This window comes from Allobosea sp. GW821-FHT09G06 (genome assembly GCF_059416005.1).
The window spans coordinates 1,610,363-1,631,484 of sequence record NZ_JBWKOI010000001.1; the positions used below are offsets into that span (position 1 = coordinate 1,610,363).

General features: G+C 67.3%; 19 protein-coding genes and 1 other RNA gene. 10 read left to right on the forward strand and 10 right to left on the reverse strand.

Annotated features, from left to right (window positions below):
* The first annotated feature begins 282 nt into the window (after nucleotides 1-282).
* The 4 genes from AC07NY_RS07925 (at nucleotide 283) to AC07NY_RS07940 (ending at nucleotide 6,616) form a co-directional block, all read left to right on the forward strand.
* Nucleotides 283-1,296, forward strand: coding sequence for an ArsR/SmtB family transcription factor (locus tag AC07NY_RS07925; protein WP_492288289.1), 1,014 nt, complete (start codon nucleotides 283-285; stop codon nucleotides 1,294-1,296).
* Nucleotides 1,296-2,207 carry a methylenetetrahydrofolate reductase [NAD(P)H] gene (gene metF, locus AC07NY_RS07930; protein ID WP_494583049.1) on the forward strand — a complete coding sequence of 304 codons (912 nt, stop codon included), beginning with the start codon at nucleotides 1,296-1,298 and terminating at the stop codon, nucleotides 2,205-2,207. Before AC07NY_RS07925 ends, metF begins: the two co-directional genes overlap by 1 nt.
* Nucleotides 2,208-2,373: 166 nt before the next feature.
* Nucleotides 2,374-6,126, forward strand: a complete 3,753-nt coding sequence (gene metH, locus AC07NY_RS07935; RefSeq protein ID WP_494583051.1) for a methionine synthase — start codon at nucleotides 2,374-2,376, stop codon at nucleotides 6,124-6,126.
* Nucleotides 6,127-6,181: 55 nt separating this feature from the next.
* On the forward strand, nucleotides 6,182-6,616 hold the full coding sequence (locus AC07NY_RS07940) for a GNAT family N-acetyltransferase (protein ID WP_494583053.1): 435 nt from the start codon (nucleotides 6,182-6,184) through the stop codon (nucleotides 6,614-6,616).
* 55 nt (nucleotides 6,617-6,671) lie between these two features.
* Here AC07NY_RS07940 and AC07NY_RS07945 read toward each other — a convergent pair whose 3' ends face one another.
* From AC07NY_RS07945 to gstA, 3 genes are all read right to left on the reverse strand, one after another.
* Complete coding sequence (locus AC07NY_RS07945; protein ID WP_494583055.1) at nucleotides 6,672-8,387, reverse strand: Na/Pi cotransporter family protein; 1,716 nt, start codon at nucleotides 8,385-8,387, stop codon at nucleotides 6,672-6,674.
* Between the two features lie 185 nt (nucleotides 8,388-8,572).
* Nucleotides 8,573-8,953 carry a nuclear transport factor 2 family protein gene (locus AC07NY_RS07950; RefSeq protein WP_494583056.1) on the reverse strand — a complete coding sequence of 127 codons (381 nt, stop codon included), beginning with the start codon at nucleotides 8,951-8,953 and terminating at the stop codon, nucleotides 8,573-8,575.
* Between the two features lie 16 nt (nucleotides 8,954-8,969).
* The gene (gstA, locus tag AC07NY_RS07955; protein WP_494583058.1) at nucleotides 8,970-9,581 is read right to left on the reverse strand and encodes a glutathione transferase GstA; all 612 of its coding nucleotides are present in this window, start codon (nucleotides 9,579-9,581) and stop codon (nucleotides 8,970-8,972) included.
* 123 nt (nucleotides 9,582-9,704) lie between these two features.
* Here gstA and AC07NY_RS07960 point away from each other — a divergent pair, with 123 nt between their 5' ends.
* On the forward strand, nucleotides 9,705-10,064 hold the full coding sequence (locus AC07NY_RS07960) for a winged helix-turn-helix transcriptional regulator (protein WP_492287117.1): 360 nt from the start codon (nucleotides 9,705-9,707) through the stop codon (nucleotides 10,062-10,064).
* 39 nt (nucleotides 10,065-10,103) lie between these two features.
* Here AC07NY_RS07960 and AC07NY_RS07965 read toward each other — a convergent pair whose 3' ends face one another.
* The 6 genes from AC07NY_RS07965 to AC07NY_RS07990 all read right to left on the reverse strand — a co-directional run bounded on the left by AC07NY_RS07965 (nucleotide 10,104) and on the right by AC07NY_RS07990 (nucleotide 16,453).
* On the reverse strand, nucleotides 10,104-11,045 hold the full coding sequence (locus AC07NY_RS07965) for a sensor domain-containing diguanylate cyclase (protein ID WP_494583060.1): 942 nt from the start codon (nucleotides 11,043-11,045) through the stop codon (nucleotides 10,104-10,106).
* 83 nt (nucleotides 11,046-11,128) lie between these two features.
* Nucleotides 11,129-12,361 (reverse strand): ABC transporter permease, encoded by a 1,233-nt coding sequence (locus AC07NY_RS07970; protein WP_492287119.1) that lies wholly within the window; start codon nucleotides 12,359-12,361, stop codon nucleotides 11,129-11,131.
* Nucleotides 12,358-13,107, reverse strand: a complete 750-nt coding sequence (locus AC07NY_RS07975; RefSeq protein ID WP_494583062.1) for an ABC transporter ATP-binding protein — start codon at nucleotides 13,105-13,107, stop codon at nucleotides 12,358-12,360. The genes AC07NY_RS07970 and AC07NY_RS07975 overlap by 4 nt, the downstream gene beginning before the upstream one ends.
* A 10-nt stretch (nucleotides 13,108-13,117) precedes the next feature.
* On the reverse strand, nucleotides 13,118-14,782 hold the full coding sequence (locus AC07NY_RS07980; RefSeq protein ID WP_494583064.1) for an HlyD family secretion protein: 1,665 nt from the start codon (nucleotides 14,780-14,782) through the stop codon (nucleotides 13,118-13,120).
* Between the two features lie 107 nt (nucleotides 14,783-14,889).
* Nucleotides 14,890-15,693, reverse strand: coding sequence for an N-acetylmuramoyl-L-alanine amidase (locus tag AC07NY_RS07985; RefSeq protein WP_494583066.1), 804 nt, complete (start codon nucleotides 15,691-15,693; stop codon nucleotides 14,890-14,892).
* A 10-nt stretch (nucleotides 15,694-15,703) separates the two neighbouring features.
* Nucleotides 15,704-16,453 (reverse strand): TerB family tellurite resistance protein, encoded by a 750-nt coding sequence (locus AC07NY_RS07990; protein WP_494583068.1) that lies wholly within the window; start codon nucleotides 16,451-16,453, stop codon nucleotides 15,704-15,706.
* A 355-nt stretch (nucleotides 16,454-16,808) separates the two neighbouring features.
* On the opposite strand from AC07NY_RS07990, the gene AC07NY_RS07995 reads away from it, so the two are divergent.
* The gene (locus tag AC07NY_RS07995; protein WP_494583070.1) at nucleotides 16,809-17,462 is read left to right on the forward strand and encodes a lytic transglycosylase domain-containing protein; all 654 of its coding nucleotides are present in this window, start codon (nucleotides 16,809-16,811) and stop codon (nucleotides 17,460-17,462) included.
* A 57-nt stretch (nucleotides 17,463-17,519) separates the two neighbouring features.
* Nucleotides 17,520-17,926, forward strand: an RNA gene (gene rnpB, locus AC07NY_RS08000) — RNase P RNA component class A.
* A gap of 168 nt (nucleotides 17,927-18,094) precedes the next feature.
* On the opposite strand, the gene AC07NY_RS08005 is transcribed toward rnpB, so the two are convergent.
* Complete coding sequence (locus tag AC07NY_RS08005; RefSeq protein WP_494583072.1) at nucleotides 18,095-18,517, reverse strand: organic hydroperoxide resistance protein; 423 nt, start codon at nucleotides 18,515-18,517, stop codon at nucleotides 18,095-18,097.
* Between the two features lie 150 nt (nucleotides 18,518-18,667).
* Between AC07NY_RS08005 and AC07NY_RS08010 the strand changes: the two genes are divergently transcribed.
* From AC07NY_RS08010 to rsmH, 3 genes are all read left to right on the forward strand, one after another.
* A complete protein-coding gene (locus AC07NY_RS08010; RefSeq protein WP_494583074.1) occupies nucleotides 18,668-19,132 on the forward strand; it encodes a MarR family winged helix-turn-helix transcriptional regulator in 465 nt (154 codons plus the stop codon).
* Between the two features lie 476 nt (nucleotides 19,133-19,608).
* On the forward strand, nucleotides 19,609-20,085 hold the full coding sequence (locus AC07NY_RS08015) for a division/cell wall cluster transcriptional repressor MraZ (RefSeq protein ID WP_492287127.1): 477 nt from the start codon (nucleotides 19,609-19,611) through the stop codon (nucleotides 20,083-20,085).
* Complete coding sequence (gene rsmH, locus AC07NY_RS08020; protein WP_494583076.1) at nucleotides 20,082-21,122, forward strand: 16S rRNA (cytosine(1402)-N(4))-methyltransferase RsmH; 1,041 nt, start codon at nucleotides 20,082-20,084, stop codon at nucleotides 21,120-21,122. The genes AC07NY_RS08015 and rsmH overlap by 4 nt, the downstream gene beginning before the upstream one ends.

Below are 21,122 nucleotides of genomic sequence, written 5' to 3' on the forward strand. Positions count from 1 at the left end.
GGGTCGGAAGCGGATGTTGCGGAGGAGGATCGGCGGCGGCCGGTCATGGAAGCATGAGGCCGACGGGTCTACCAGGCGGCCAGGGAGTTCTTTCGCTCACAGAGAGTGGCGGGACGCTGATGCGGGAGGCTGCGCAATCCCTCATTGCCAGCGCGGCGCGTCGCCGTCTTCTCCCCGATGGCTCCGTCCTGTTTTCCGCACGACAATCCGCTTGCACGAACGGCGTGTTCGATATAAAGATATCTTTATATCTTTTTCCTTGTCGACAGAGGACGCCAGCGCGTGCGGCAGCCGACGACATTGTCTTCCGATGTGCTTCTCGCGGGCCTCAGGGCCGCCGGCGAGGAGACGCGGCTGCGCATCCTCGCGCTGCTCTCCGAGGGTGAGCTTTCGGTCTCCGATCTCACCGACATCCTCGGCCAGTCGCAGCCGCGCATCTCGCGCCATCTCAAGCTCTTGGCCGAGGCTGGGCTGGTCCGGCGTTCGCGCGAGGGGGCCTGGGCCTTCTTCAGGCTGGACGAGACCGGGCCGGGTGGGGCCTTCGCCGCGTCGCTCGCCGCCTGGCTGGACCTGAGCGACCCGGTGCTCGCGGCCGATCGCGAGCGGCTCGCAGCGGTGCGGGCGACGCGGGCCGAGGCTGCGCAGAGCTATTTCGCCAGCGTCGCGCGCGACTGGGACCGGTTGCGCGGCCTGCATGTGCCCGACCATGCCGTCGAGGCGGCGGTCGAGGATGCCGTCGGCGAGGGCTCGCCCGGCGCGATGCTCGATCTCGGCACCGGCACGGGCCGGATGCTGGAACGGATCGCGCCGAAATTCGGCCGCGCCGTCGGCGTCGATGCCAACCATGCGATGCTGGCGGTGGCGCGCGCCAATCTGGAGCAGGCGGGGCTATCGCGCGTCGAGCTGCGGCAGGGCGACATCTATGCATTGCCTTTCGCGCGCGGCTCCTTCGACCTCGTCGTGATCCATCAGGTGCTGCATTTCCTCGACGATCCCGGCCGGGCGGTGCGCGAGGCCGCCGCGATGCTGGCGCCCGGCGGGCGCTTGATCGTCGTCGATTTCGCGCCGCACGAGATGGAATTCCTGCGGACCGAGCATGCGCATCGCCGGCTGGGCTTCTCCCGCCAGCAGATCGCGGCATGGTTCGCCGAGGCGGGCCTGTCCTGCGACTTGTCCCGCGAAGTCACCCTTGCCGATGGCGGCTCGGGCCAGCTCCCGGTCATGCTCTGGCGTGGCCGCGACCGGCGCGTCCAGGCCGATCCGCCGGCCCGCACGATCAATCTCGAGGTTGCGTGATGAATGCTTTCCGCCCCAGCCGCCACGGCTCCCGCCGCCCGCGCGTCTCCTTCGAATTCTTCCCGCCGAAGACCGAGGAGATGGAGCTCGCGCTCTGGGACAGCGTGCGCCGGCTCGAGCCGCTCGGCCCCAGCTTCGTCTCGGTGACCTATGGCGCCGGCGGCTCGACCCGCGAGCGCACCCACGCCACCGTCAAGCGCATGGTCGAGGAGACCGGGCTGAAGCCTGCCGCGCATCTCACCTGCGTCTCGGCGAGCAAGGCCGAGATCGACGAGGTCATCCGCTCCTATTGGGACGCTGGCGTGCGCCATGTCGTGGCGCTGCGCGGCGATCCGGCCGGTGGGCTCGGCACGGCTTACGAGCCGCATCCGGACGGCTACCACCAGACCTCGGACCTCGTCGCCGGCCTGAAGCGGATCGGCGATTTCGAGGTCACGGTTTCGGCCTATCCCGAGAAGCACCCGGAAGCGGCCTCGCTCGATGCCGATATCGATGCGCTCAAGAAGAAGGTCGATGCCGGCGCGACGCGGGCGATCACCCAGTTCTTCTTCGATAACGACGTCTATTTCCGCTATCTCGACAAGGTGCGCGCCAGGGGCATCGAGATCCCGATCCTGCCGGGCATCGTCCCGGTCCAGAATTTCAGGCAGACCGCGAATTTCGCCCGCAAGACCGGCGCCAGCGTGCCGCAATGGCTGGCCGACCGCTTCGAGGGGCTGGAGGACGATGTCGCGACCCGCCGCCTCGTCGCGGCGGCCGTCTGCGCCGAGCAGGTTCTCGACCTGATCGATCGTGGCGCCACCGACCTGCATTTCTACACGATGAACAAGGCCGACCTCGTCTATGCCATCTGCCATCTCGTGGGATTGAAGCCCGAGAAGCCGGCGGCGCAGGCAGCGGCGGCGGAGTGAATTACGAGCCCTCATCCTGAGGAGCCGCGCCAGCGGCGTCTCGAAGGATGCTTCAGGAGGCTCCGGAACCATCTGGAGCATCCTTCGAGACGCGCTTCTGCGAAGCGCTCCTCAGGATGAGGGCTGAGTTTTCGAGCAGACCCGTTTCCGGTTGGAAAGCGTAACGATGTCCGACTTCATTCCCGCTCCCGTTGACGGCGCCGAGATCGAACGCTCCCTGCGCCAGGCCGCGCGTGAGCGCATCCTCGTGCTCGACGGCGCGATGGGCACGCAGATCCAGGACCTGAAGCTCTCCGAAGCCGATTTTCGCGGTGAGCGCTTCAAGGGCTTCAACCACGACCTCAAGGGCAATAACGACATCATCGCCCTGACCCAGCCCGAGGCGCTGCGCGACATCCATCTCGCCTATTTCCGGGCGGGCGCCGATATCGTCGAGACCAACACCTTCTCCGGCACCTCGATCGCCCAGGCCGATTACGGCATGGAGGCGATCGTCTATGAGCTGAACGTCGAATGCTCGCGGCTCGCCCGCGAGGCGGCGATGATCGCCGAGAAGGAAGACGGGCGGCGGCGCTTCGTCGCCGGGGCGATCGGCCCGACCAACCGCACGCTCTCGATCTCGCCCGACGTCAATAATCCCGGCTTCCGCGCCGTGAGCTTCGATCAGGTGCGCGATTCCTATGCCGAGCAGGTCAGGGGCCTGATCGATGGCGGCTCGGAATTGCTGCTGATCGAGACGATCTTCGACACGCTCAACGCCAAGGCCGCGATCGTCGCGATCGAGCAGGTCTATCGCGAGAAGGGCATTCGCCTGCCGGTGATGATCTCCGGCACGATCACCGATCTCTCGGGCCGCACGCTGTCCGGCCAGACGGTCGAGGCGTTCTGGAACGCGGTGCGCCATGCAGCCCCGCTGACCATCGGCCTCAACTGCGCGCTCGGTGCCCGCGAGATGCGGGCGCATATCAAGGACATGTCGCGCATCGCCGACACGCTGGTCTGCGCCTATCCGAATGCCGGGCTGCCCAACGAATTCGGCCTCTATGACGAACGCCCAGAGGCGACCGCCAAGATGCTGGCCGAATTCACCGATTCCGGCTTCGTCAACATGGTCGGCGGCTGCTGCGGCACGACGCCGGACCATATCCGCGCCATCGCCGAGGCGGTCGCCGGCAAGGCGCCGCGCCAGATCCCGGAGACGAAGCCCTATCTCAGGCTGGCCGGTCTGGAGCCGTTCACGCTCGACGAGACCATCCCCTTCGTCAACGTGGGCGAGCGCACGAACGTCACCGGCTCGGCCAAGTTCCGGAAGCTGATCACGGCCGGCGACTATGCCGCCGCGCTCGATGTGGCGCGCGACCAGGTCGCGAACGGCGCGCAGGTCATCGACATCAACATGGACGAGGGCCTGCTCGATTCCGAGAAGGCGATGACCGAATTCTGCAACCTGATCGCCTCGGAGCCGGATATCTCGCGCGTGCCGATCATGGTCGACTCGTCGAAATTCCCGGTGATCGAGGCCGGTCTGAAGACGATCCAGGGCAAGCCGATCGTCAACTCGATCTCGATGAAGGAGGGCGAGGAAGCCTTCCTTGAGCAGGCGCGCATCTGCCGGCAGTACGGTGCGGCGGTGGTCGTCATGGCCTTCGACGAGGTCGGGCAGGCCGACACGTTCCAGCGCAAGATCGAGATCTGCACGCGGGCCTACAAGCTGCTGACCGAGACGATCGGCTTCCCGCCCGAGGACATCATCTTCGACCCGAACATCTTCGCGGTGGCGACGGGCATCGAGGAGCACGACAATTACGGCAACGATTTCATCGAGGCGACGCGCGCCATCCGCGAGACCCTGCCGCATGCCCATATCTCGGGCGGCGTCTCGAACCTGTCCTTCTCGTTCCGCGGCAACGAGAAGGTGCGCGAGGCGATGCATTCGGTCTTCCTGTACCATTGCATCAAGGCCGGCATGGACATGGGCATCGTCAATGCCGGCCAGCTCGGCTCCTATGACGATCTCGACCCCGAGCTGCGCGAACTCTGCGAGGATGTCGTCCTCAACCGCCGCAAGGATTCGACCGAGCGCCTGCTGGAAGCCGCGCCGCGCTTCAAGGGCGACGGTTCGGTCGCTGCGTCCGGCAAGGACCTGGCCTGGCGCGAATTGCCGGTCGAGAAGCGGCTGGAGCATGCGCTGGTCGCGGGGATCACCGAGTTCATCGATGTCGATACCGAAGAGGCGCGCCTGAACGCTGCCAAGCCGCTGCACGTCATCGAAGGCCCGCTGATGGCGGGGATGAACGTGGTCGGCGACCTCTTCGGCTCGGGCAAGATGTTCCTGCCGCAGGTGGTGAAATCCGCCCGCGTGATGAAGCAGGCCGTCGCCTATCTCATGCCCTATATGGAGGAGGAGAAGCGCCTGAACGGCGGCTCCGAGCGCTCGGCCGCCGGCAAGGTGCTGATGGCGACGGTGAAGGGCGATGTCCACGATATCGGCAAGAACATCGTCGGCGTCGTGCTCCAGTGCAACAATTACGAGGTGATCGACCTCGGCGTGATGGTGCCTACCCAGAAGATCCTGGAGACGGCGCGCCGGGAGAAGGTCGACATCATCGGCCTCTCCGGGCTGATCACGCCTTCGCTGGACGAGATGGTGACCGTCGCCTCGGAGATGGAGCGTGAGGGCTTCGATATCCCGCTGCTCATCGGCGGAGCGACGACGAGCCGTGTCCATACGGCGGTGAAGATCCACCCGGCCTACAGCGCCGGCCAGACCGTGCATGTCAACGACGCCTCGCGCGCCGTCGGCGTGGTCTCCAGCCTGCTGTCGTCGGAACAGAAGCCGGGTTATGTCGCGGGCGTGCAGGCGGAATACGCCAAGGTCGCCGAGGCGCATCGCCGCTCCGAGGCCGACAAGCAGCGCCAGCCACTGGCCAAGGCGCGCGCCAATCCCTTCAAGACGGATTGGAGCGCCTATCAGCCGCCGAAGCCGAGCTTCCTGGGCACGCGCACCTTCCGCACCTATGACATCGCCGATCTCGTGCCGGTGATCGACTGGACGCCGTTCTTCCAGACCTGGGAATTGAAGGGCCGCTTCCCGGCGATCCTGCAGGACGAGAAGCAGGGCGAGGCGGCGCGCGCGCTTTGGGACGATGCGCAGGCGATGCTGAAGCGCGTCGTCGAGGAGCGCTGGTTCAACCCCAAGGCGGTGATCGGTTTCTGGCCGGCCAATGCCGTCGGCGACGATATCCGCCTCTATACCGGCGAGAGCCGGCAGGACGAACTCGCGACCTTCCATGGCCTGCGCCAGCAGCTCTCGAAGCGCGACGGCAAGCCGAACATGTGCCTGTCCGATTTCGTCGCGCCGGAAGGCGTCGCGCCCGATTACATCGGCGCCTTCGCCGTCACGGCCGGCGCGGAGGAAGAGCGCATCTCCGAGAAGTTCGCGCGCGACAACGACGACTATCGCTCGATCATGGTCAAGGCGCTGGCGGACCGCTTCGCCGAGGCCTTTGCCGAGCGCATGCACCAGCTCGTCCGCAAGGAGTTCTGGGGCTATGCGCCGGACGAGACCTTCTCGAACGAGGATCTGATCCGCGAGGAATATCAGGGTATCCGCCCGGCGCCGGGCTATCCGGCCCAGCCCGACCATACCGAGAAGGAGACGCTCTTCCGTCTGCTCGAGGCGGAGCGCCGCGTCGGCGTGAAGCTGACCGAGAGTTATGCGATGTGGCCGGGCTCCTCGGTCTCCGGGCTCTATTTCGCGCATCCGGAGGCCTATTATTTCGGCGTTGCCAAGGTCGAGCGCGATCAGGTCGAGGACTACGCGCAGCGCAAGGGCATGACGATCGAGGAGGTCGAGCGCTGGCTCGCGCCGATCCTCAACTACGACACGGCCGCCTATCGCCTGCAGGCGGCGGAGTAGTTGCCTTCTATCGCCGTGGCGGGCATCACGCCTGCCGCAGCGGTGGAGAGTGTTCGTGACGACTGACAAGGCAAGGCTGATCCGCAAGGCGGTGGCGGCGGATGATCCGCGCATCCGCGCTATCCGTATGGACGTGCGCGAGAACATCCTGAGCGACCCGTCGAAGGTGACGGACGCGGATGTCGCCTGGTATCGCGAGCAGGCGATCTTCGTCGTCGCGGAAGACGCCGGCGAGATCGTGGGCTTCGCCTGCGCCAACCATCAGACCGGCCTGATCTGGGCCCTGTTCATCGATCCGGCGCAGGAGGGGCGGGGCCATGGCCGCGCTTTGCTAGATGAGGCGCTCATCGGGCTGAAGGCTGCGGGCCATGCCCAGGCCTGGCTCGAAACCGGCGCCGGCACGCGGGCAGAGCGCTTCTATGTCCGCCATGGCTGGCGCGATATGGGCCGGGGCCTCGACGGGCAGATCGTCTTCACCAAGCTCCTCTGACACAAGAAAGCCGCCCGGTGGGGCGGCTTTCGCGTTCGTGGCGTCGAATGTCGGTTCAGGCCGGAACGGCCGCAGGCGTCAGGCTGCCGAGGCCGGCTTCCCCGGCCTTCGCGCCGGCCGGCACTGCCGCGATCTCGCGCGAGACCGAGCGGCGTTCGGCGTCGATGCGCTCGATCAGGAAGAAGGCGCGTTCGGCGCTGCCGAGCAAGGCAAGGATCGCGCCGCGCTCGACCCAGGGCAATTCCGAGCCGAGGCGCAGGCAGCGCTCGCGCAGGGCGAGGAGCTCGGCATTGCGCGCTTCGGCAATGCCGGTCGCCGGGGCCCGCTCCTGTCCGATCGGGACGATGGTGGCAAGTGTCTCGGAGACCTTGTCGAGCACGGTGTCGACGAGCTTTCGGCCCTGCTCGCCGAAGGGCTGGCGCTCGATGCGGCGGGCGATCTGGTAGAGCGTCTCGCCGAGGCTCGCGGTGAAATCCTCTTCCTCGATCAGGCTGGCGACGAGATCGGCCCGAGTATAGGGCATCTCGGGCGTGAACATGCCGGAGGTATAGGCGCGGATGTCGCGGTTGAGGATGTCGATCGCGGCATAGTGCTCCTCGATCTTGTCCGGCGCGTCCGGCTTGCCGCTGGCGATATCAATGAAGAGCCGGGCGGCCTCGAGATAGCGGCCGGTCTCGCGCTGGATCGCTTGCACCGCCTCGGCATGGTCATGGGCCTTCACCAGATAGCGCGGCTGGGAATAGTCCTCGATATCCTCGGCCGAGGTGGCGCCGACCCGCGACAGCACCCGCTCGAACACGCCGACGAAGGGGAAGAGCAACAGCGTGTTGAAGATGTTGAAGAAGGTCGAGTAGAGGCCGACCGCGACCGGCACGAGCGGGAAGGTCTCCTTGCCGTCCTTGATCACGGGCACGCCGGGATCGCCGCCGAACCACTGCATCGCCCAGGTCAGCACGTCCATCGAGATGAAGAAGAGCGGTATCGTCACCATCACGCCGATGATGTTGAAGGAGATATGGGCGTAGGCCGCCCGCTTGGCGTTCTTCGACAGGTTGAGCGAGGCCATCCAGGAGGTGATCGTGGTGCCGAGATCGGCGCCGAGCGAGAAGGCGACGGCGGTCTTCCAGTCGAGGATGCCGGCGGCGCCGAGCCCCATGACGATGCCAATCGTCGCGGAGGAGGAGTGGATCATCGCCGTGATGCCGGCGGCGATCAGCACGCAGTAGATCAGGTTGAGATAGGTGTCGGCCTTGAGCGCCGAGATCACGCCCATCACCTCCGGCATGTTGCGCAGGGGGCGCAGGCCGCCGGTCATCAGGTTGAGGCCGTAGAAGATCAGCGCGAAGCCCATGCAGGCGAGCGCGATGTTCTTGACCTTGTCGGTCTTGGCGAAGATGTGGAGCAGCGCGAAGATGCCGGCGAGCAGCAGCCCAAGCGGCCCGAGCGGCAGCGCGATCAGGCCGTTGCCGAGCGTCGTGCCGATATTGGCGCCCATGATCACGCTGATCGCGGGCCTCAGCCCGATCACGCCGGCATTGACGAGGCCGACGACCATGACGGTCATCGCGGTCGAGGATTGGATGACGCCGGTGATGAAGGTGCCGGCGAGCACGCCCTTGGACGGGGTGCCGGCGATCCGCGCGAGCAGCGCCCGCATCTTGTTGACGGCGAGCGACTGGATGCCGTTGCTCATGAATTCGAGCCCGAGCATGAAGATGCCCAGGCCGCCGATCACTGGCACGATGACTTGCGAGAAGATGTCGATCTGCATCGGAGATTCCCGGCGCGGCCGGGGCTGACGCACCGGCGAGGCTTGCGGCGCGGCCGTAACCGCCCCGGCAAGGCCGGGCCGATCCCGGCCGCAGGTGAGGTCTCGATCGATCGCTTTCTTCTAGAGCTTCCCCTGCGACAGTGTTGTGACCGAACTCCCTGATCTGCATTCGGGTGCCGCTCTCGTCAGGCCGCGGGCACGAGATCGAAATGGAAGACCTTGGCGATGATGCGCCACTCGCCATCGAGTTGGACGAGGCTGAGCAGGTCGGTGAAGCGCTTTTCTCCGATGGCGCATTCCACCCTGGCCAGCGCCGTGACCGGCCCGACGAAGGCGATCGAGATGATCCGATCGTGCCGCTTCTCCTGGCGGCTGGCCGGAGAGGGGCGGGCGGCCACCATCGGCATATAAGCGTCCATCGTCATGTGGGTCAGCCGCCCATCGGTGGCGCAGGCGTAGACCGCCTGCGGATGGAAGACGCGGCCCAGAAGGGCCGCGTCGCTGTGATGAAGGCCGTCGAAATAGCGGCCGAGCAGGGCCTCGATCGGGGTGAATTGCGCGTTCATGGTGCCGTGCCTCGGGTCAGGCGGCGAGGCGTTCGGCATTCAGCGCTTCCCGCACGCTGTCCCTGCCCGCGACGCGCTCCAGCAGGGCCGTCAGGCGAGGCCAGGCCGAGAGAGGGATCTCCTTGCCCTCGGCCCAGCCCGCGATGACGAAGAGATAGATGTCGGCGGCGCTGAAGGCGTCCCCGAGCAGGTAGCTGCGTCCATCGGCGAGCGCGGCCTCGATATGGCCGAGGCGCCGCGCGATCGCTGTCCGGGCTTCCTGCCGCCCGCTCGCGTCTATCCCGGGCCGAAACAGGGGCGAGAACGCCTTGTGCAGCTCGCTTGCGAGGAAATTGAGCCATTCCTGCAACCGCGCCCGTTCCAGCGTCGCGGGCCGGGGAGCGAGGCCGGCGGATGGAGCGAGGTCGGCGATGTACTGGACGATCGCGGCGCCTTCGGTGAGGACGTTGCCGTCGTCCAGCTTCAGTGCGGGAACGTAGCCCTTGGGATTGGTCGCGGCGAAGTCCTCGCCGCTCGCGGTCTTGCCGGTGACGATGTCGACTTTTTCGAGGGTGAAGGGCAGGCCGGCCTCGCGGAGCGCGATATGGGGCGAGAGCGAGCAGGCGCCGGGTGCGAAATAGAGCTTCATGACGGTTCATCTCCGTGGATCGGTGATGCGCCATGGTTAGGTTCCGATGATAACCTTTGTATACCTCATTACTTGTCGTAACTTCATTTTCCGGTATCCTCCCGGTTACCGGAGGTTTTCCGCATGGCATTGAAAATTCGCAGGAATCGGTCTCCGGAGCCGCCGGAGACCTGCGATGTCGGCACCTGCATGCTGGTGCTCGGCGGAGCCTGGACGCCGAATGTCGTCTGGTTTCTGAGCGGCGGCCCGCGCCGCTTCGGCGAACTGCGCCGCGACATCCCCGCGATCTCGGCCAAGATGCTCAGCGCCCGGTTGCGCGGCCTGGAGGCCAAGGGCGTCGTCGCGCGGAAGGTGCTGCCGGGCTCGCCGCCCTCGGTGGAATACGCGTTGACGCCACTAGGCCGCGAATACGTGCCGGCGATTCAGGCGATTGCGGAGGTCGGCGCCAAGCTCAAGGCACTGGCGCGCGGAGAGGCCGCCTGACCGGGCAGAGCTAACGGCAGCCGGAGCGTTTCAGCGCCGTCAGCCGGCGAGCACGACCCGGCTGACGGCGGCCACCGGCCCGTCGAAGACACGGACGCAGTCGCCCCCGGCCATGCCGGCGACCTGGAGCGCGGCCTCGGCGCCCGCGAAGATCTCGTTCTGCTCGCGATAACCCTCCGGCGTCAGCAGGGCTGCGCCGATCGAGAGCGTGAAATCGATGACGTGATTGCCGCGCGGGATCGGCCGGCACAGCAATTTGCGGGTGCCGGACAGCATCGAGGCGAGATAGCCCTTGTCGCCGGGCATGCGCAGCAGCAGGGCGAAGGCGCCGGGGCCGGTCTGGTCGATGGCCAGCGCGTCGGGGAAGAGCCGGCGCAGCCGCTCGCCGAAATTGCGGATCACATCGTCGCCCGCGGGGCGGCCGTAATTCTCGACGAGAGTCGCGAAGCGATCGATCTCGAAGATGGCAAGGGCGAAGCGCTCGGGCTCGCGGCCGCGTTCCTGCCGAAACTGCCGAACGGCGTCGGTGAAGCTGCGGCGCGCGGTGAGGTTCGTTGTTGCGTTCGCCCGCACCAGCGCCGCGGTTTCGCTCCAAAGCCCCTTCTCGGCAGTGACGTCCTGCTTCGAGCCGAAGATGCGGATCGGCCGGCCGTGCTCATAGCCGACGCCGACGATGAGGCGCATCCAGCGCTTGTCGCCATTCGCGGCCTTGATGCGGCAATCCAGCGCGAAGCCCTGGCCGGTGCTGATCGCCTTGCTGCGCAGCTGGTTCATCTCGCGGCGCGAGCGCTCCTCGTAGAGGTCCAGCGTCGCGCTGCGATAGATGGCGGAGCCGCGGTGCAGGCCGAACAGGTCGTAGACCCCGTCGGTCCAGCTCAGCGATTCATTGGCGAGATTGCATTCCCAGGCGCCGACGGCGGCGGCAGCGACCGCGCGATCGTAGAGGGGCTGCGTTGCCGCGGTGAGCTGCTGGCTGTTCACGGTCCGCCTCCTGACTGCCTCAAGGGCAGCCTAGGGCGGGTGGGGTTAAGCGACCCTTGCGCAGTGCGATAAAATCCCCTGCCTCATTCGCGCCGGAGCGCTTCGATCGGATCGAGCCTCGCGGCCCGGCGCGCCGGGTAAAAGCCAAAGAACACCCCGATCAATCCGGAGACGCCGACCGCGATCAGGATGGTCTGGATCGAGATCACCGAGGGCCAGCCGGCGACATGAGCGATGGTCAGCGCTGCCGCGATGCCGAGCCCGGCGCCGACCGCGCCGCCGATGGTCGCCAGCGTCGTCGCCTCGATCAGGAACTGGGTCAGCACGGCGCTCTGGCGCGCGCCGACCGCGAGCCTGAGCCCGATCTCGCGGGTGCGCTCTGTCACCGAGACCAGCATGATGTTCATGATGCCGATGCCGCCGACGAGGAGCGAGACGGCGGCGACGGCCGCAAGCAGCCATGACAGCGTGGTCGCGGCGGCGGTTGCGGTATTCGCGATCTCGGTGAGGTTGCGGACGATGAAGTCGTCCTCCTGATCCTCCATCAGCCGGTGGCGCTGGCGCAGCAGGGCTGTGACCTCGGCGATGCCCGGCGTGATCGCTTCTTCGTTCGCGAACTTGACCATGATGCTCTGCACCGAGCGGTCGCGGGCATAGTTGCGCCCGACGATGCGGCGCCGGCCGGTGTCGAGCGGCACGAAGATGACGTCGTCCTGATCCTGCCCCAGGGCCGACTGGCCCTTCGATGCCATCACGCCGATGACCTTGAAGGGCACGTTGCGGATGCGGAATTGCTGGTCGAGCGGGTTCTCCTCGCCGAAGAGGTTGCGCGCGACCGTCTGGCCGATCACGGCGACGATCTCGCCCTTGCGCAGTTCCTCGGGCTCGAACAGCCGGCCCGACCCGATCTCCCACTCGCGCGCGGCGAAGAAGTCGAGATCGGTGGCGGTGATCTGGGTCGACCAGTTGGCGCCGGCATAGACGGCCTGCGCACGGGTGATGAGGACCGGTGCGGCGGCCGTGACGTCCTCGACCTCGCGCAGGATCGCGGCGGCGTCCTCGTCGGTCAGCGTCGAGGAGGCGCCGGCGCCGAGGCGTACGCCGCCCTGCGTGACGTTGCCGGACTGGATGATCGCGAGATTGGCGCCGAGCGACTTGATCTGGCCGGTGACGCGGGCGCGGGCACCGGAGCCGATCGCGACCATGGCGATGACGGCGGCGACGCCGATGATGATGCCGAGCATCGTCAGTGCCGAGCGCAGCGCGTTGGCACCGATGGCGGACAGCGCCGAGCGGATCGCCTCGGTCAGACTCATGCGGCGGCCTCCGGCAGGCCGATGCCGGCGTCGAAGGCCGCGAGCGCGGCGCGGGCGTCGGCGGGCTCCTGCCTGAGATCGCTGAGCAGGTGGCCGTCGCGGAAGCGGATCAGCCGGCGTGCATGGCGGGCGACCTCGGCATCATGGGTGACGAGGACGACGGTGACGCCCTCGCGGTTGAGGTCCTGGAAGAGCGCGAGGATTTCGAGCGCGGTGCGGCTGTCGAGCGCGCCGGTCGGCTCGTCGGCGAGGAGCAGGCGTGGCTCGTTGACCAGCGCGCGGGCGATGGCGACACGCTGCTGCTGGCCGCCGGAGAGCTGCATCGGGCGGTGATGCGCGCGCTCGGCGAGGCCTACGCGGGCGAGTGCGGCAAGCGCGCGCCGCTTCCGCTCGGCGCGGGTGACGCCGGCATAGACCATCGGCAGTTCGACATTGGCGCAGGCATCGATGCGCGGCAGCAGGTTGAACTGCTGGAAGACGAAGCCGAGCTTGCGGTTGCGCAGCTCGGCGAGCCCGTCGCCCGACAAGGTCTCGACCGCGACGCCGTCCAGCACGTAGTGACCGCCGCTCGGCCGGTCGAGACAGCCGATCAGGTTCATGAAGGTCGATTTGCCCGAGCCGGACGGACCCATCACCGCGACGAGATCGCCGGCCTCGATCGTGAGCGAGACCCGGTCCAGCGCCGTGACACGGCCGGAATCGAGATCGTAGACGCGGGAGAGGTCACGGGTTTCGATCAGGGGCATCGCGGCGCCCTCAGAACAGCCGTGGCCCGCGGGCGCGGGAGGCCGGCGGTTCCGGCGCCGTCGTCAGGCGCGGACCGCCGCCTGTAACGACCTGCGCGCCGTCCTTGACGTCGCCGCCGAGCAGTTCCGTGAAGGCGCCGTCGGTCGGGCCGAGCATGACGGGCACGGGCTTGGGCTGGCCGGCTTCGTCCAGCACATAGACGCGGCCGGGAATGCCCCGGCTGGGCGCCGCGCGCCGGCCTTCCTGCATGATGGCTTCGAGCTTCGCGCGTCGCTCGGGGTCGAGCACCGCGCCGATCTTCGTGACCAGTTCGGCGCCGGCCGCGCGGAAGGCGGCGCGCCGCTCCTCCGGCGAGAGGCCGGCCATGGCTTCGCGATTGCCGCGACGTTCCCTGAGGATCTCGGCGATCGCCTGCTTCTGCTCGGGCGTCGGCTGCAATTCGGTCTCGATCCGCTCGCGCAGGGCGTTGGCGGCGCGGGGCGTGCGCTCGCCGGCATCCGGAACCGCCACGGGGCTCGTGCCTGACCCGGCGGGGGCCGCACCCGCTGCGCCGGCCGGGCGGAAGCGCAGGGCGGCATTCGGCACACGCAGCGCGTCCGGCCGATCCTCGGTCACGACCTGGAGATTGGCGGTCATGCCCGGCAGGAGCGCCATGTCGCGGTTCTCGACGCGGATGATGCCGGTATAGGTGACGACGTTCTGGATGGTCTGGGCGCCGAGCCGGACCATCTCGACCCGGCCCTGGAAATTGCGGTTGGGATAGGCGTTGACGGTGAAGGAGACCGGCTGGCCGGGCTTCAGCCGGCCGACATCGGCCTCGTCGATATTGGCGTAGATGTCGATGGTGCGCAGGTCCTGCGCGATCTGGAACAGTGTCGGCGCGGAGAGCGAGGCGGCGACGGTCTGGCCGAGATCGACCTGACGCTGGACCACGACGCCATCGACCGGCGAGCGGATCTGCGTGCGTTCGAGATCGATCAGGATGTCCCTGAGCTTGGCATCGCGGGCTGCGATCACTGCCTGGGCGGACTGGACCTGCCCCTCGCCGAGCTGGATATCGGCATCGAGCCCCTTGAGCTCGGCGCGGGCAGAGGCGAGCTGGGCCTCGTTCGAGGCGAGGGAGGCGGTCTGGACCTCGACCTGCGTGCGGGCCGTGTCGAGATTCTGCTGCGAGCCGGTGGAGCGGTTGAAGAGCTGGTCCTGCCGCTCGAAAGTCCGCTTGGCGTCGGCGAGCTGGGCGGAGGTGCGGGCGCGCTGCGCCTCGATATCGCGGATGAAGGAATCCGCCTTGATGCGGGCGGCGCGGGCGCGTTCGAGCTGGGCGGTCTTGACGATGAGATCGGCCCGGGCCTGCTCGAGATCGGCCTGGGCGGCGTCGCGGCGCGTGCGGATCTGGTCGCTTTGCAGGCGGGCGACGACCTGTCCGGCCTTCACCTGCGAATTATAGTCGGCGAGGACCTCGACGATCTGGCCGGAGAGCTGCGAGCCGACGAGGACGGTGGTGACCGGCGTCAGCGTGCCGGTGGCGCGCACGGCGGCGGTGATGCGGCCGCGATCGAGGGGCGCCGTGCGATAGGGCGACTCATTGGCGTTGCTGCCGGCAGGGCGCAGGGCCCAATAGCCGCCGGCCGCCGCGAGAACGATCAGCCCGGTTCCGATCAGCCATCTGCGCAAGGTCGTTTCCCCATCCCGTTCGCACCTGGGCGCGAGCGAAGAAGAGTTTGCCAGAAAGCGCACCGTCCGGCGAGTTAACTTCCTGCAATCTTTGGCTTAGCCGCAGCTCAGGCGGTGCGGGCGGCTTGCGTGGCGGCGAGCAGGTCGCGAAGCGTCGTGATCGTCGAGGAATCGGCGACGCCGTCGACCTTCTCCTGGCGCCAGTGACGCTGGAAGGCTGCGACCACCGCTTCCAGCTTCTCGTCGAAGACGCCGTCGACGGTCACGCCATAGCCCAGCATGGCGAACATCGCCTGCAAGGCCTCGACCGGCTGGCCGCTCTCGCCGCGGGCGAAGAAGCGCCCGCCGCTGATCGGGGCCGGCTCCGTCCAGAGGCCGACGCCGGCTTCGGCGAAGCGGCGCCACGGGAATTTCTCGCCGGGATCGATCTTGCGGCCGGGCGCGATGTCGGAATGGGCGAGCACCCGCTCGGGCGGGATCGACCAGCGCTCGCAGATGTCGCGGCAGAGGTTCAGCGTCGCCGCGATCTGCTCCTCAGGATAGTCGGGCAGGCCGCCGGGATGGCCGGGATTGGCGATCTCGATGCCGATCGAGCCCGAGTTGATGTCGGTCTCGCCGGCCCAATGCGAGGCGCCGGCATGCCAGGCGCGCCGGCCCTCCGGCACGAGCTGGAGCGTGTGGCCGTTCTCGAAGACGAAATAATGCGAGGAGACCTGGGCCACCGGGTTGCAGAGCCATTGCAGCGCTTCGCCCGCGACCGGCATGCCGGTGTAGTGCAGGATCAGCATGTCCGGCCGGCGGCCCGGCGTGCCGTCCGCATGCTTGCGCTCGCCATGATTTGGTGAGGGGAAGATTTTCGAGGCGAAGCGGCTGTCGGGCTTGGCCACGTCCGGCGGGGCGATATCGGTCATGCGGGCTGGCTCAGGCGGGTTCGGGCGCGAGGCTGCGACTCATGCCGCGTTCCTTCTGGATCGCGTCCCAGGCGGCGTTGATGGCGGCGATCCGGCGCGTCGCGATCGCGACCGCTTCCTCGGGCAGGCCGCGGGCGATCTCGCGATCGGGATGGGTCTCGGCGACGAGGCGGCGGTAATGCCGCTTCAGTTCGGCGTCGTCCATCTCGCGGCTGGCGCCGAGCACGAGATAGGGATCGTCCGGCCGGCGGGCATGGCGGGCCTCGATCCGGGCGAAATCAGCCTCAGTGATGCCGAAGATGCCGGCGACGGACTGGAGATAGGCGTGCTCGGCCTCATGGATCGCGCCATCGGCGGCGGCGATCAGGAAGAGCCCGTCGAGCACGTCTTCCAGCAGGGCGGGCTCGTCTTTGAAGGCGCCGGCGATCTGCGTGGCATAGGCCTCGAAGCCGGCGCTGGTTTGCTTGGCGAGGTCGAACAGGCGCTCGATGCGCTGCTGCTGGTCGGGCGGGACCTCGACGATGCGGCGGAAGGCGGTGACCTCGTCGCAGGTCACGACGCCGTCCGAGCGCGCCATCTTGGCGGCGAGCGCGACGAGCCCCGTGGTGAAGACCAGCTCCCGCGGCGCCGGGCCGAAGGGCGCGCCCTCGCGATCGACCAGGACATGGCCGGCGAGCGCGCCGAGAAGCGCGCCCAGCGGGCCGCCGATCACGAGCCCGAGCCCGCCGCCCCCCAGAGCGCCCCAGAAAGAGGAAGCCATCACAAAACCGATCCCGGTGAATCCGAATGCGCGGATGATGAAAGGAGGGAGGGATATCGCGCAAGAGCGCCCGGTGCGACGGCCTGCCGCGCCAAAAATGCAGTTCCGGCCGGGAATGCGGCTGAAATGTGGCGGCTGATTCGCCTGCTTGATTCGCATTCGGGGGCGGGGAGCCGGCGAAGTTTTTCGCGCTAGCGAATACATATGAATACTGAATAGTTAAATATAGAATAAATTCCTGTATACGCTAATTTTTGTGCGTTTTTCTGTGGAATGCGCCAGATTATCGACACATTCGACCATCAGTTGAGCAGCCCCATCGGCCAGTCATGGCTCAATGGGGTTCAAATTCGACATGCGATATATCTGTGGTGGTCTTGCGGCTGCGTGCCTGATTAGCCTCTCCGGGGTTGCCCTGGCCGAGGATTTCGTCAACGCGGAAACGGACCCCCGGTCGCTGCTCGTTCGTGATGCCGAGATCGCCCGCGCCAAGGCTGCTGAGGGCAAGGGCGAGGATGTCCAGGCCGAGGCTCCCAAGGCGAAGTCCGCGACCCGCGCCGCCAAGGCCGAAGCCGCCAAGCTTGAAGCTGACAAGACCGAGACCCGCGCCAGCCGTGCGCTTGCCGCTCCGGCCGGCTCCGAGGGCATCAAGGCGATCGTCGCCCGCCATGCCGCTGCCAACGGTGTGCCGTTCTCGCTGGCCGACGCCGTCGTGCGCGTCGAGAGCCGCTACAATCCCCGCGCTTCGAACGCCGGCAATTACGGCCTCATGCAGATCCGCCATCAGACGGCGCGCGGCATGGGCTATTCCGGCAGCGCGAGCGGGTTGCTCGATGCCGAGACCAATGCGCGCTACGGCATGAAGTACCTCGCCATGGCCTATAAGATGGCCGGCGGCGACACCTGCCGCACGATCATGAAGTATCAGAGCGGCCACATGACCAACCGCATGAGCGGCGCCAACCGCACTTATTGCGCCAAGGTGCGCACGATCACCGCCCGCAACTGACCTGATACCGCCCGGTTTCGCTTGACGCCGGGCGCGCCAGCGCGCATCTCCCCCACGCCAGTCGGCCGGACGGCCGCTCTCGCTCGCGAGGGAGGAAAGTCCGGGCTCCACGGAAACACGGTGCCGGATAACGTCCGGCGGGGGCGACCCCAGGGAAAGCGCCACAGAGATCGAACCGCCCTGCGCTGGAGAGCTTCGGCTTTTCCGGCAGGGTAAGGGTGAAAAGGTGCGGTAAGAGCGCACCGCGGACCCGGCAACGGGGACGGCATGGCAAGCCCCACCGGGAGCAAAACCGAATAGGGACGATGCTGCCCGCGCAAGCGGGCAGGGGCAGGTTTCTGTGCCTTGTCGTCCGGGTTGGTTGCTCGAGGCGCGCAGCAATGCGCGTCCCAGAGGAATGGCCGTCACGTTATCGGAGAAATCCGGTAGCCATCCAGAACCCGGCTTACAGGCCGACTGGCACCTTGCTTCCCGACTTTCCGACGTAATTCCAATAATCGCGTCATCCCGGGCGACCGTAGGGAGGCCCGGGATCCATGCCGGAGCGCTTCCGAAGAAGGTTCAGGCATGGATCCCGGATCTTCGCTTCGCTGCGTCCGGGATGACGGCGCGTGTTGATTGATGGTGAGCCCTCAGGCCACCGCCGTCTCGACCGCGATGTTGCCCTTCGTCGCGTGCGAGTAGGGGCAGACCACATGGGCCTTCGCGACGAGGTCCTCGACCGCGGCCTTGTCGAGGCCGGGCACCGAGACGGTCAGCTTCGCGGTGATGCCGAAGCCCTGGCCGTCGTCGCGGGCGCCGATGCCGATATCGGCCGAGACCTTCGCGTCATCCGGGATCTTCACCTTCTCCTTGCCGGCGACGAACTTGAGAGCGCCGAGGAAGCAGGCCGAATAACCCATGGCGAAGAGCTGCTCGGGATTGGTGCCTTCGCCGCCACCGCCGCCGAGTTCCTTGGGCGTGTTCAGCACGAGCTTGACGTTGCCGGTATCGGTCGCGGCCAGGCCTTCGCGGCCGCCGGTGGCGGAACCATGGGCGGTATAGAGCGTCTTCATGATCGGGTTTCCTTCCTGGGGTGAAGCGATGTTTGCTATATAGATTGTGTGCAATTAGATTGTCAACAATTAATTTGAGTGAGGCGGAGGGCGGTTGATTGTGGGGCCGCTTTCAGCTTTCCGTGAAACAAGGTGATCGGCGAGGGCGCTATGGCGAAGCAGGACAAGGACCGGGAGGGAGCGCCGCGTCTGGAGCAGCAGCTCTGCTTCGCGATCTATCAGGTCGGCCATGCCTTCAACCGGGCCTATCGCCCGATCCTCGCCGCGCTCGGGCTGACCTATCCGCAATATCTCGTGATGCTCGTGCTCTGGGAGCAGGAAGGGCTCACGGTGAAGGAGCTGGGCGAGCGGCTGATGCTGGATTCCGGCACGCTGACGCCATTGCTGAAGCGGCTCGAAGCCTCCGGCCTGATCCGGCGCGAGCGCGATGCCCGCGACGAGCGGCAGGTGCGCATCCATCTCGCCGAGAAGGGGGAGGGGCTGCGCGAGCAGGGGCGCTGCGTGCAGGACGCCGTCGGCGAGGCGCTCGGCGGAACGGCCGGCGATGCGGGGCGATTGCGCGACCAGCTCGGGCTTGTCCGCGATGCGCTGCTGGCGTCATCGCGCGAGGATTGAGGGTGGTTTTTTGCCGTAGCTGCCATCCCTGTCATTCCGGGGCACGCCGCAGACGCGCCCCGGAATGACAGGGATGGCACCTTCCGAGTGGCTTCCGGACGGCGCGGCTCTCCAGCTCGCCGAAAATAACGCCCCGCTTTCGTAAAAATTTTTCGCAGCGCTGATGCGTTTCTCCGCCTGCCCTTAGGGTCGGGCAGCGCCGAATTGCGCGTGCTTACGGATACTTAACCTTAACGAGCTGTGATGGCGGAGAGTCCCCGCAGGTGCGCCGTTGCGCCTGCGATTCCATTGACGCCCATATAGGCCCATGCTATCCCAAATCATCCCGTCGAAGCCGGCAGGCAAACCAAGGGTCAGGCTCCGTGTGCCGCGCGGAATTTGGCTTGCTGGGCTGCCTTGCCTGCCTCGACGGGGAGTCTTTTCGCCGCTCGCCCATCTCAGCAGTGGCGCCTTGAAGAGCAGGCCGGGAGGCGGCGTTGACGGACCGCTTCGTCTCGAATTTCACGAACCGGCTCGACGCCAAGGGGCGTGTCTCCATTCCATCGAGCTTCCGCGCGGTTCTGGCGAAGGATGGCTACGAGGGCCTCTATGTTCATCAGGGCCTCGACCTGCCGGCGCTGGATGCCGGTGGCAATGCGCTTCGGGCCACGATCGACGACATCCTCGCGCGCTTCTCGCCGTTCTCGGACGAGTGGGAATTGCTTTCGACCGCGCTGAACGGCACCTCGGAGGTGCTGAAGATCGACACGGAGGGGCGGATGGTGCTGAGCGAGGCGCTGAAGGCGCATGCCGGCATCGGCGACGCGGTGACCTTCGTCGGCCATGGTCACAAGTTTCAGATCTGGGAGCCGGAGCGGTTCCGCGCGCATCTCGACGCGGCGCGGACGCGCCTGCGCGACGTGAAGCGCACGCTCGGCAGTTTGACCATTCCAACGGGAGGCTCGGGCACATGACGGACCATGGCGACCGTTCCGGCGGAGCCATTGGCGGACCGGTTCGTCATGTGCCCGTGTTGCTCGCCGAGGTTCTGGCCGCGCTCGCGCCGCAGGCCGGCGGGCGCTATCTCGACGGTACCTTCGGGGCAGGGGGCTATTCGCGCGCGATCCTCGATGCCGCGCCGGATGTGACCCTGCTCGGGCTCGACCGCGATCCCTCGGCGATCGCGGGCGGGGCCGACCTCGTTGCCGCGATGGCTGGACGATTGACGCTGTCGCAGGCCAATTTCGGCGAGTTGGCCGAGGAGGCTGAGCGCTTCAGGATGGCGCCGCTCGACGGCGTCGTGCTCGATATCGGCGTTTCCTCGATGCAGATCGATCAGGCCGAGCGCGGCTTCTCGTTCCGCTTCGACGGGCCGCTCGACATGCGCATGAGCAGCGCCGGGCAGAGCGCTGCCGACCTCGTCAACGAGGCCGAGGAAGGGCTGCTCGCCAATATCTTCTACCATTATGGCGAGGAGCGCCGCTCGCGCGCCGTCGCCCGGGCCGTGATCGAGGCCCGCCGCAAGGCGCCGATCACGACCACCAAGCAATTGGCCGATCTCGTCGCCAGCATTGTTTGGGGCGAGCCCGGCGGGGCGCATCCGGCGACGCGCGTGTTCCAGGCGCTGCGCATCGCGGTCAATGACGAGCTCGGCGAGCTGGTCCGGGCGCTGCATGCGGCCGAGACCGTCCTCAAGCCGGGCGGTCGGCTCGTCGTGGTGACCTTCCATTCCCTCGAAGACCGTATCGTCAAGCAGTTCTTCGCCGAGCGTTCCGGCCGGGTGCCGGCGGGCTCGCGCCATGCGCCGGCGTTGGCCGCCGCGCAGCCGACCTTCAAATTGGTCGAGAAGGGTGCCGTCGCGCCGACTGAAGCCGAGATGCGGGCCAATCCGCGGGCGCGCTCGGCCAAGCTGCGCGCAGCCGCACGCAACGACGCGCCGTCGCGTCGGGCCGATGCCGGGCTCGTCGCGCTCTCCACCGTCCCCGACCCGCAGCCGCGCCGGAGGCCCTGA

Excerpts from the sequence above, each read along its gene's own strand:
- metF (WP_494583049.1), top strand. The coding sequence starts at position 1,296 with ATGAATGCTTTCCGCCCCAGCCGCCACGGCTCCCGCCGCCCGCGCGTC.
- metH (WP_494583051.1), top strand. The coding sequence starts at position 2,374 with ATGTCCGACTTCATTCCCGCTCCCGTTGACGGCGCCGAGATCGAACGC.
- AC07NY_RS07945 (WP_494583055.1), bottom strand. The coding sequence starts at position 8,387 with ATGCAGATCGACATCTTCTCGCAAGTCATCGTGCCAGTGATCGGCGGC.
- AC07NY_RS07950 (WP_494583056.1), bottom strand. The coding sequence starts at position 8,953 with ATGAACGCGCAATTCACCCCGATCGAGGCCCTGCTCGGCCGCTATTTC.
- gstA (WP_494583058.1), bottom strand. The coding sequence starts at position 9,581 with ATGAAGCTCTATTTCGCACCCGGCGCCTGCTCGCTCTCGCCCCATATC.
- AC07NY_RS07960 (WP_492287117.1), top strand. The coding sequence starts at position 9,705 with ATGGCATTGAAAATTCGCAGGAATCGGTCTCCGGAGCCGCCGGAGACC.
- AC07NY_RS07970 (WP_492287119.1), bottom strand. The coding sequence starts at position 12,361 with ATGAGTCTGACCGAGGCGATCCGCTCGGCGCTGTCCGCCATCGGTGCC.
- AC07NY_RS07975 (WP_494583062.1), bottom strand. The coding sequence starts at position 13,107 with ATGCCCCTGATCGAAACCCGTGACCTCTCCCGCGTCTACGATCTCGAT.
- AC07NY_RS07985 (WP_494583066.1), bottom strand. The coding sequence starts at position 15,693 with ATGACCGATATCGCCCCGCCGGACGTGGCCAAGCCCGACAGCCGCTTC.
- AC07NY_RS07990 (WP_494583068.1), bottom strand. The coding sequence starts at position 16,453 with ATGGCTTCCTCTTTCTGGGGCGCTCTGGGGGGCGGCGGGCTCGGGCTC.
- AC07NY_RS07995 (WP_494583070.1), top strand. The coding sequence starts at position 16,809 with ATGCGATATATCTGTGGTGGTCTTGCGGCTGCGTGCCTGATTAGCCTC.
- AC07NY_RS08005 (WP_494583072.1), bottom strand. The coding sequence starts at position 18,517 with ATGAAGACGCTCTATACCGCCCATGGTTCCGCCACCGGCGGCCGCGAA.
- AC07NY_RS08010 (WP_494583074.1), top strand. The coding sequence starts at position 18,668 with ATGGCGAAGCAGGACAAGGACCGGGAGGGAGCGCCGCGTCTGGAGCAG.
- rsmH (WP_494583076.1), top strand. The coding sequence starts at position 20,082 with ATGACGGACCATGGCGACCGTTCCGGCGGAGCCATTGGCGGACCGGTT.